This is a genomic window from Streptomyces hirsutus (assembly GCF_001418415.1).
In the GTDB taxonomy this organism is placed as follows: domain Bacteria; phylum Actinomycetota; class Actinomycetes; order Streptomycetales; family Streptomycetaceae; genus Streptomyces; species Streptomyces hirsutus.
Window position 1 is genome coordinate 1 of sequence record NZ_LIQT01000552.1, and the last position, 9,182, is coordinate 9,182.

Consider the following 9,182-nt stretch of genomic DNA (forward strand, 5'->3'; position numbering starts at 1 on the left):
CCCCCGGACGGCACTCTCCCGGACCCCACTGCCCCGACGCGTCCCCCGCCAACCCGTCCGACCCGGCGCCGGCCGCTTCCTCCCGGCGGACCCGCTTCCGTTCAACGGAAGTGACGCATGGACCTCCTGATGTGGCCGGGGTCACGATGAGGCGGTCGTCGTACGGCGACGAGACGAACAGGAGGCGCGACGATGACGTCGACCCAGACCCCGGCCGGCACGGCCCCGGGCTGTCCGATCCGTCACGGCTACGAGCCCTTTGCCCAGGACGACCCGTTTCCCTCGTACGCTGCCCTCCGCGCGGAGGAGCCGGTCATGTACGACGAGCGGATCGGCTGCTGGGTGGTGAGCCGGTACGACGACATCAAGGCCGTGTTCGAGGACTGGGAGACCTTCTCCTCCGAGAACGCCCAGGCACCGGTGCGCGAACGGGGCCCGCAGGCGAAGCAGATCATGGAGGAGGGCGGCTTCACCGCCTACTCCGGCCTCTCCGCCCGCGTCCCCCCGGAGCACACCCGGATCCGCAAGGTCGCCGCGAAGGCGTTCACCCCGCGCCGGTTCAAGGTGCTGGAGCCCGACATCCGCGCCAACGTCGTACGGCTCCTCGAGACGATGCTGGCCCGCCCGGAGCGCCGCGGCGACCTGGTTCGCGACCTGGCCTACGACGTCCCGACCATCACGATCCTCACCCTGATCGGCGCCGACGTCTCGCAGATCGACACCTTCAAGCGCTGGTCGGACTCCCGCTCGGCCATGACCTGGGGCGACCTCTCCGACGAGGAACAGGTGCCGCACGCCCACAACCTCGTCGAGTACTGGGCCGAATGCCGCCGGCTGGTCGCCGAGGCCCACGAGACCGAGCCGGACAGCCTGGTCGGCGACATGGTCCGGATGCAGGCCGAGGGCGACCCGATCAGCGACCACGAGATCGCCTCGGTCTGCTACTCACTGCTCTTCGCCGGGCACGAGACCACCACCACACTGATCTCCAACGCCCTGCGGGTGCTGCTGTCCCACCCCGACCAGTGGCGGCAGGTCGTCGAGGACCCCCGGCGCATCCCCGGCGCGGTCGACGAGGTGCTCCGCTACAGCCCCTCCATCGTCGGCTGGCGCCGCCGGGCCCTGCGGGACGCCGAGATCGGTGGAGTGAAGGTCCCCGAGGGCGCCGACATCCTGCTGCTGATGGGTTCCGCCAACCGCGACGCCGCCCGTTTCGAGGACGGCGAGTCCTTCGACATCGGCCGTGCCAACGCCCGGGAACACCTGTCCTTCGGGTTCGGCATCCATTACTGCCTCGGCAACATGCTGGCCAAGCTCCAGGCGAAGATCACGCTCGAGGAGACCGCCCGGCTCGCGCCCGGCCTCCGCCTCGCCGACCCGTCCGGCATCCACTTCGGTGACAATCTCTCCTTCCGCGCGCCCGCCGCGGTCAGGGTGACTTGGGAGGACTGAACCGTGAACGACTCCATCGTCTTCTTCGACAGCGGCCACGCGCCGACACTCGAGCTGCTCGGAGGCAAGTGCAGCTCGCTGGTCTCCATGACCACCGCCGGCATGCCCGTACCCCCCGGATTCGCCGTGACCACGGTGGCCTTCGACCGGTTCGTCGACGGCAGCGGCCTGCGCGAGGAGATCCGGACCGCACTCGCCGAGATCGACCCCGACGACGTCGAGTGCGTCGACCGGGTGTCCGCCAGGATCCGGGCCGCGATCGAGGCCCGGGAGGTCCCCGACGACATGCACGGCCTGCTGAAGGAGGCCTACGACACCCTGATGGCGCGCTTCCCCGCGGAGGTGCCCGTCGCGGTCCGCTCGTCCGCGACCGCCGAGGACCTCCCCGACGCCAGCTTCGCCGGCCAGCAGGACACCTACCTCTGGCTCACCGGCTACCCCGCCGTGCGCGAGCACGTACGACGCTGCTGGGCCTCGCTCTACACCAGCAGGGCGATCACCTACCGGCTGCGCAACAACATCCCCGAAGAGGACCTGTCGATGTCCGTCGCGGTGCAGAAGATGGTCGACGCCCGCGCCTCGGGCGTGGCGATGACCCTCGACCCCGCCAACGGCGACCGCTCCAAGATCGTGATCGACGCCTCGTGGGGGGTCGGCGAGATGGTCGTCTCCGGACAGGTCACCCCCGACAACATCCTGCTCGACAAGGTCATGCTCACCGTGGTCGCCGAGCACGTCGGCGACAAGCACGCCGAACTCGTCCCGGACGCGAGCACCGGCTCGCTCGTCGAACGCGAGGTCGAGCCGGGCCGCCGCGCGGTCCGCTGTCTGACCGACGACGAACTGCTCGCCGTCGCCACCCTGGCCAAGCGGGCCGAGAAGCACTACGGCTGCCCGCAGGACATCGAGTGGGCGCTCGACACCGACCTGCCCGCGGGGGAGAACCTCCTGCTCCTGCAGTCCCGCCCGGAAACGGTGCACTCCGTCGCCCGGCCCGCCCAGGCCGCTGCGGCCACCCCCAAGTCCCCGGGCCCGACCGGCTTCTCCATGACAGGTCTCACCTTCTCCCTCACCGGCCGCTGAGCCCGAACCGCAGAGGAACCCGCATGACCATCGAACAGACCATGAAGTCCTTCCCGAAGCCCTCGCAGATCGAGGTGCCCGCCGGTGCGGAGGGCTGGGAGAAGCTCTACCCGTACAACCTCGTCTTCGAGAACGCCCCCGGCGGCGACGAGAAGTTCTGGTTCTGCGACAGCCAGCACTGGCCCACGGTGTTCAAGCCCTTCGAGACCATCGGAGGCGAGTTCGCGGTCAAGTGTCTCGGCCAGTACAACACCCGCCACCTGCTCATCCCGCCGGCGAACGGCATCGAGTTCAAGATCCACCTCGGCTATCTGTACATGAGCCCGGTGCCGGTGCCCGAGGGCGAGATCGCTGCCCGCGTCCCGGAGTTCGAGCGCCGCGCCGGCCACTACTTCCAGAACTGGGACAGTCTGCTCGAGGCCTGGCACTCCAAGGTCCGCGCCACGATCGACGAGATGGAGGAGATCCGGTTCTCCGCGCTGCCCGACGCCGTGCCCTTCGACGACATCGTCTCCGGCAAGGCCATGGACGGCTCCCAGGTGCTGATGGAGAACTACGACCGCCTGATCGCGCTGCTCTACCGCAACTGGCAGTACCACTTCGAGTTTCTCAACCTGGGCTACCTCGCCTACCTCGACTTCTTCGGCTTCTGCAAGGAGGTGTTCCCGGGCATTCCCGACCAGGCCATCGCCAAGATGGTGCAGGGCGTCGACATGGAACTGTTCCGGCCCGACGACGAGCTGAAGCAACTCGCCCTCAAGGCCGTGGAGATGAATCTCCAGGCGGCCTTCGACGACCCCGACGACGTCGAGGGCACCCTGCGCGCGGTCCGTGACGCCGGCGGCGAGGTGTGGCTCGCGGCGTACGAGGCCGCCCAGGACCCCTGGTTCAACTTCACCGTCGGCAACGGCTTCTACGGCCACGACAAGTACTGGAAGGAGCACCAGGAGATCCCGCTCGGCTACATCAAGGACTACATCCGCCGCGTCGACGAGGGCCGGCAGATCATGCGGCCCGTCGACGAGCTGATCGCCGAGAAGGAGCGGATCGTCGGGGAGTACCGCGAGCTGCTCCAGGGCGAGGCGCGGGAACAGTTCGACGCTAAGCGCAGCCTCGCCGCCACCGCCTACCCCTACGTCGAGAACCACAACTTCTACATCGAGCACTGGACGATGGGCGTCTTCTGGCGCAAGGTCCGCGAGCTCGCCCGCGTGTTCACCGACGCCGGCTTCTGGGCCGACTCCGCCGACATGCTCTACCTCAACCGCAACGAGGTACGCGACGCGCTCTTCGACCTCGTCACCGGCTGGGCCGTCGGCGCCGAACCGACCGGCCCGCACTACTGGCCGGCCGAGATCGAACGGCGCCGCGGCATCATCGACGCGCTCTCCACCCGCCGCCCGCAGCCGGCGCTCAACACCCCGCCCGCCCAGATCACCGAGCCCTTCACGATGATGCTCTACGGCATCACCACCGACCAGGTCCAGCAGTGGCTGGCCGGTGACGAGGGCGGCGAGGACGGCGCCATCACCGGCATGGCCGCCTCGCCCGGCGTCGTCGAGGGAGTGGCCCGCCTGGTCACCTCCGCCGACCAGCTCGGCGAGATCCAGGAGGGCGAGATCCTCGTCGCCACGATCACCGCGCCGTCGTGGGGCCCGATCTTCGGCAAGATCAAGGCGACCGTCACCGACATCGGCGGCATGATGAGCCACGCCGCCATCGTCTGCCGCGAGTACGGCCTGCCCGCCGTGACCGGCACCGGCTCGGCCTCGACCACCATCCGCACCGGTCAGCGCATCCGCGTCGACGGCACCACCGGCCGCGTCGAGATCCTGGAGGACTGAGCCCTCATGTCGCTCCCCGACCCCCCGGCGTCCGCCCGCACCCGCACCGTCCTCGTGACCGGTGCCGCGGGCGGCCTGGGCCGGGCCTTCGCGCTCGGCTTCGCGGACCGCGGCTACCGCGTCGCCGTCGCCGACCTCGACACCGACGGCGCCAAGGAGACCGCCCGCCTGGCGCAGAACGCCGGCGCCGACGCCTGGCACGGACGCGTCGACGTCACCGACACCCGCTCCACCGAGGAACTGGCCGCCCGGGTGGCCGAGTTCGGAGACGGCCGGATCGACGTCCTGGTCAACAACGCGGCCGTCTACGGCACCGTCACCCGCTCACCGCTCGAGGACATCGACCCCGCGGAATGGGACCTCGTCATGGCGGTCAACCTCAAGGGCCCGTGGCTGATGACCCGCGCCGCCAGCCCCCACCTGCCCGAAGGCGGCCGGGTCGTCAACCTCTCCTCGGCCACCGTCTACAGCGGCTCCGAGAACTGGGCGCACTACGTCGCCTCCAAGGGCGGAGTCATCGCGCTCACCCGCGTGATGGCCAAGGAACTCGGCCGTCGCTCCATCACCGTCAACGCGATCGCCCCCGGCTTCACGCTCACCGAGGCGAGCCGGGGCCTGCTGGAGGAAGCCGAGTCCTACGGCGTGGACCGCGGTGCCCTGCGGCGGGCCAGCAGGCCCGGGGACATCGTCGGCGCCGCCCTCTACCTCGCCGGCCCCGACAGCGACTTCGTCACCGGACAGACCCTGGTCGTCGACGGCGGCCGCCAGTTCATCTGACCTCGATCCAGGAGGAACGTCATGCCCCAGGTCACCTACACCGATCACACCGGCGCGTCCCGCACGGTGGCGGCCAACGTCGGCGACTCGGTCATGGAGACCGCGGTCCGCAACGGCGTGCCCGGAATCGTCGCCGAATGCGGCGGCTCCCTGTCCTGCGCCACCTGCCATGTCTACGTCGACCCGACAGCCCTCGACCGGCTCCCGCCGCCGGAGGAGATGGAGGACGAAATGCTCTGGGGCGCCGCCGACGAACGGCGGGACACCTCCCGCCTCTCCTGCCAGCTCAAGGTCACCGAGGGCTGCGACCTGCACGTGACCACCCCGACCACCCAGGTGTGAGCGATCATGGCTGACGGACTGCTGATCATCGGCTCCTCACAGGCCGGCGTCTCGCTCGCCACCTCCCTGCGGGCCCTCGGACACGACGAACCGATCACCCTGCTCGGTGACGAGAACCACCGCCCCTACCAGCGGCCCGCCCTGTCGAAGGAATGGCTGCAGGGCGAGATCACCAACGAGAAGCTGATGTTCCGCACCCAGGAGTACTGGGCCGAACACCGCATCGACGTGGTGAAGAACGAACGCATCATCCGCATCGACAAGAACGACGACGGCTCGGGCGTCGCCCACTCCATGTCGGGCGCCGACTTCCCCTTCGACCGGCTGGCCCTGGCCGTCGGCGCACGGGCCCGCCGGCTCCTGCTCGACGGCGTCGACCTGCCCGGCGTGCTCTACCTCCGCAACGCCGACGACGCCCTCGAACTCAAGGCCCGGGTGCCCGGCGTACGCGAGGCGGTCGTGATCGGCGGCGGCTTCATCGGCCTCGAGGCCGCCGCGTCCCTGGCCAGGATGGGCCGCTCGGTCACCCTGATCGAGGCGGCGCCCAGGCTGGTCCCGCGAGCCGTCGGCGAACAGACCTCGGCCCACCTCCTCGCCCACCACCGGGCCGCGGGCCTGGACATCCTGCTCGGCGCCTCGGTCCGCCGGATCGTCCCGCGCGGCGACCGGGTCGGCGGCGTCGAACTCGCCGACGGCCGGGTGATCTCCGCCGATCTGGTGCTGGTCGGCGTCGGCGTCATCCCCAACACCGAACTCGCCGAGTCCATCGGCCTGGTGTGCGACAACGGCATCCGGGTCGACGAGTCCGCCCTCGCCTCCGACGGAGTCACCGTCGCCGTCGGCGACTGCGCCAACCTGCCCAACCCCGTCCCCGGCGCCCCCGAAGGCGACCGTGTCCGCTTCGAGAGCGTCAACAACGCCATCGAGCAGGCCAAGGTGGCCGCCTACGCGATCACCGGCCGCCGCGAGGAGTACGCAGGCATCCCCTGGTTCTGGTCCAACCAGGGCACGATCAAACTCCAGATCGCCGGGCTGTCCACCGGCCACGACCGCACCCTGGTCCGCGCCGACCCCGAGCGGGGCAAGCACTCGGTCCTCTACTACCGCGGCGACCGCATCCTGGCCGCCGACTGCGTCAACAGCCCGCTGGACTTCATGGCCGTCCGCAGCGCGCTGTCCAAGGGGCAGTTCATCCCGTACGACGCCGCCGGCGACCCGTCCGTCCAGCTCAAGTCAGTGACCGTCGACCCGGCCGCCCTGGTCGCGGCCGACTGAGAAGGGGAACACCATGCCCACCGCGCTGCCCACCGAGCGCCCGATACCGGCGCCCGGACCGGTCGACACCTCACCGATCTCCCTGACCCCGGCCACCGGTGACGACCTCGACCCGATCTGGAAGGCGGTCGTCCCCGAGACGCGCACGCGCGGCAACGACATCCACCTGCCGATCTCGCTGGCCTACGCCGAACGGCTGTGCGACGCCTTCCCCGGTGCCGACCGGCAGCTGGTGCGGGTGGCGATCCAGTTGCACGACACCGGGTGGGGGAGGGTCGACGAGGAGCGTATCCTCGCCGAGGGCTTCTCCGGCGACTGGCGCAGGGCCGAGATCCGGTACGAGCACGAGCGGCAGGGCTGCGTGATCGCCCGCGAGGTACTGCCCCCGCTCGGCTACGACGGCGCGTTCGTGCACGAGGTCTGCGCGATCATCGACGGGCACGACACCCGCAAGGAGGCGTATTCGCTCGAAGACGCGCTGGTCCGCGACGCCGACCGGCTGTGGCGCTTCGACCACGCCGGCATCGCGCTGGCGTCCGGCTGGTTCCGCATGGACCCCGCCGCCTACAGCGACCGCCTCGAGACGGAGATCATCCCCGAACTGCTCACCGCCCCCGCCGTCGCCATGGCCACCGCCACCCTCGACCGCTCGCGCGCCCTGCTCAGGACGGCCGTGATCCGATGAGCGCCGTCCACGCCCACCCGGCGGTCGCACGGAGCGAGCCCCGGTGGACCCATGTCGACGACCACTACGTCAACGGCGCCTGGACCCGCTCGACGGCCACCGCCCGGCTCCCGCTGGTCGACCCGGCCACCGGCCGCACCTGGGGATCGGTCCCGGACGGTTCGGCCGACGACGTCGACGCCGCGCTCGACGCCGCCGACCGGGCCTTCCGCACCGGCCCGTGGCCCCGCACCACGCCGTCGCAGCGGGCCGCGCTGCTGCTGCGCATCGCGGACGAGGTCGAGGCCCGTGCCGCGGAGACCGCGTCGGTCAACACGCTCGAGAACGGCTCCCCGATCAATGAGACCCGCGGCGCCGCCGCGAACGCCGCCGGCATCCTGCGGCACGTCGCCGGGCTGGCGTCCTGGCTGGAGACCGAGGACGTCCGGCCGTTCCCGGCGGGCGGCGCCGAGACCGTCGTGCGCAAGGACCCGGTGGGACCGTGCGTGCTGATCGCCCCCTGGAACTTCCCGATCAACCTCATGGTGGTCAAGCTGGCCCCGGCCCTGCTCGCCGGCTGCACCGTCGTCATGAAACCCGCGCCCGGCACCTCGCTGTCGATCCGGTTCGTGGTCGAGGCGTGCGAGGCCGCCGGCCTCCCGCCCGGGGTGGTCAACCTGGTCACCGGCGGCGGCGACACGGGGGACCGGCTGGTACGGCATCCGCGTACGGCCAAGGTCGCCTTCACCGGATCGACCCCGGTCGGCCGCCGGATCGCGGCCGCGTGCGGCGACCTGCTCCGGCCGGTCACCCTCGAACTCGGCGGCAAGTCCTCTGCGATCGTGCTCCCCGACGCCGACCTCGGACAGATGTCCTCGGCACTGATCCGTACCTGCCTGCGCAACACCGGGCAGACCTGCTACATCTCCACCCGCATCCTGGCCCCGTCCGCACGCTACGAGGAGGTGGTCGACATGGTCACCCGCACCGTGGCGGCCGCTCCGCAGGGCGACCCCTTCGACGAGGGCACCGTGTTCGGACCGATGGCCTCGAAGGCGCAGTACGACGTGGTGCGCGGCCACCTCGAATCCGCTCACGCGGAAGGGGCCCGCGCCACCACCGGAGGACGTCCCGCGGAAACGGACCAGGGCTGGTTCATCGAGCCGACCGTCTTCGCCGACGTCACCCCGGACATGCGGATCGCCCGCGAGGAGGTCTTCGGACCGGTGCTGAGCATCCTGCGCTACGACGGCCTCGACGAGGCCGTCGCCCTCGCCAACGACACCTCGTTCGGACTCGGCGGCGTCGTGTTCTCCGCCGACCGCGCCTCCGCGCAGGCGGTCGCCGAACGCATGGACACCGGATCCGTCGGCGTGAACTTCTTCGGCTCCAACCACAACGCGCCCTTCGGCGGCCGGCACGACTCGGGTCTCGGCGTCGAGTACGGGATCGAGGGCCTGTCCCAGTACGTCGCCTTCAAGTCGATCCACCGTCGCACCGGCTGACACCTGGCCGCAGCGGCCTGCGACGGGGGCACCAGCCGTTCGGCGAAGCGGTGACAAGGACAACGGACTTGCCGCACCAGCAGGTTGGGGACGGTTCAGTGCTGCCGCAGGGGTGCTGATCAACGCGGGAACGCGGTGGAATGGAGGTGCCGGGAGGGCGGGGACGCCTTGGAGAGCCGGCCTGTGGAGGAAGCGGGAGCCGCGCGCGGCACTCCCGCCCGCCGGACGAGCCGTGACGCG

Annotated in this window: 8 protein-coding genes; all 8 read left to right on the forward strand. The window is 70.7% G+C overall.

The window, feature by feature from the left end; genetic code table 11:
• Positions 1 to 192: 192 nt before the first annotated feature.
• From AOK11_RS34060 to AOK11_RS34095, 8 genes are read left to right on the forward strand one after another with little or no spacing between them, the layout of a single operon-like run.
• Positions 193 to 1,452 carry a cytochrome P450 gene (locus tag AOK11_RS34060; protein ID WP_055597530.1) on the forward strand — a complete coding sequence of 420 codons (1,260 nt, stop codon included), beginning with the start codon at positions 193 to 195 and terminating at the stop codon, positions 1,450 to 1,452.
• 3 nt (positions 1,453 to 1,455) lie between these two features.
• Positions 1,456 to 2,535: a PEP/pyruvate-binding domain-containing protein gene (locus AOK11_RS34065; protein WP_055597531.1), complete on the forward strand. Its 1,080-nt coding sequence runs from the start codon at positions 1,456 to 1,458 to the stop codon at positions 2,533 to 2,535.
• Between the two features lie 23 nt (positions 2,536 to 2,558).
• A complete protein-coding gene (locus AOK11_RS34070) occupies positions 2,559 to 4,379 on the forward strand; it encodes a PEP-utilizing enzyme (protein ID WP_055597532.1) in 1,821 nt (606 codons plus the stop codon).
• Between the two features lie 6 nt (positions 4,380 to 4,385).
• Positions 4,386 to 5,156, forward strand: coding sequence for an SDR family NAD(P)-dependent oxidoreductase (locus AOK11_RS34075; RefSeq protein WP_055597533.1), 771 nt, complete (start codon positions 4,386 to 4,388; stop codon positions 5,154 to 5,156).
• A 21-nt stretch (positions 5,157 to 5,177) separates the two neighbouring features.
• Positions 5,178 to 5,498 (forward strand): 2Fe-2S iron-sulfur cluster-binding protein, encoded by a 321-nt coding sequence (locus AOK11_RS34080; RefSeq protein ID WP_055597534.1) that lies wholly within the window; start codon positions 5,178 to 5,180, stop codon positions 5,496 to 5,498.
• Positions 5,499 to 5,504: 6 nt separating this feature from the next.
• Positions 5,505 to 6,773 carry an NAD(P)/FAD-dependent oxidoreductase gene (locus tag AOK11_RS34085; RefSeq protein ID WP_055597535.1) on the forward strand — a complete coding sequence of 423 codons (1,269 nt, stop codon included), beginning with the start codon at positions 5,505 to 5,507 and terminating at the stop codon, positions 6,771 to 6,773.
• A gap of 13 nt (positions 6,774 to 6,786) precedes the next feature.
• Positions 6,787 to 7,458, forward strand: a complete 672-nt coding sequence (locus tag AOK11_RS34090; RefSeq protein ID WP_055597536.1) for an HD domain-containing protein — start codon at positions 6,787 to 6,789, stop codon at positions 7,456 to 7,458.
• Positions 7,455 to 8,942: an aldehyde dehydrogenase family protein gene (locus AOK11_RS34095; RefSeq protein WP_055597537.1), complete on the forward strand. Its 1,488-nt coding sequence runs from the start codon at positions 7,455 to 7,457 to the stop codon at positions 8,940 to 8,942. The genes AOK11_RS34090 and AOK11_RS34095 overlap by 4 nt, the downstream gene beginning before the upstream one ends.
• Positions 8,943 to 9,182: the final 240 nt, after the last annotated feature.

Excerpts from the sequence above, each read along its gene's own strand:
- AOK11_RS34085 (WP_055597535.1), top strand. The coding sequence starts at position 5,505 with ATGGCTGACGGACTGCTGATCATCGGCTCCTCACAGGCCGGCGTCTCG.
- AOK11_RS34090 (WP_055597536.1), top strand. The coding sequence starts at position 6,787 with ATGCCCACCGCGCTGCCCACCGAGCGCCCGATACCGGCGCCCGGACCG.
- AOK11_RS34080 (WP_055597534.1), top strand. The coding sequence starts at position 5,178 with ATGCCCCAGGTCACCTACACCGATCACACCGGCGCGTCCCGCACGGTG.
- AOK11_RS34070 (WP_055597532.1), top strand. The coding sequence starts at position 2,559 with ATGACCATCGAACAGACCATGAAGTCCTTCCCGAAGCCCTCGCAGATC.
- AOK11_RS34095 (WP_055597537.1), top strand. The coding sequence starts at position 7,455 with ATGAGCGCCGTCCACGCCCACCCGGCGGTCGCACGGAGCGAGCCCCGG.
- AOK11_RS34075 (WP_055597533.1), top strand. The coding sequence starts at position 4,386 with ATGTCGCTCCCCGACCCCCCGGCGTCCGCCCGCACCCGCACCGTCCTC.
- AOK11_RS34060 (WP_055597530.1), top strand. The coding sequence starts at position 193 with ATGACGTCGACCCAGACCCCGGCCGGCACGGCCCCGGGCTGTCCGATC.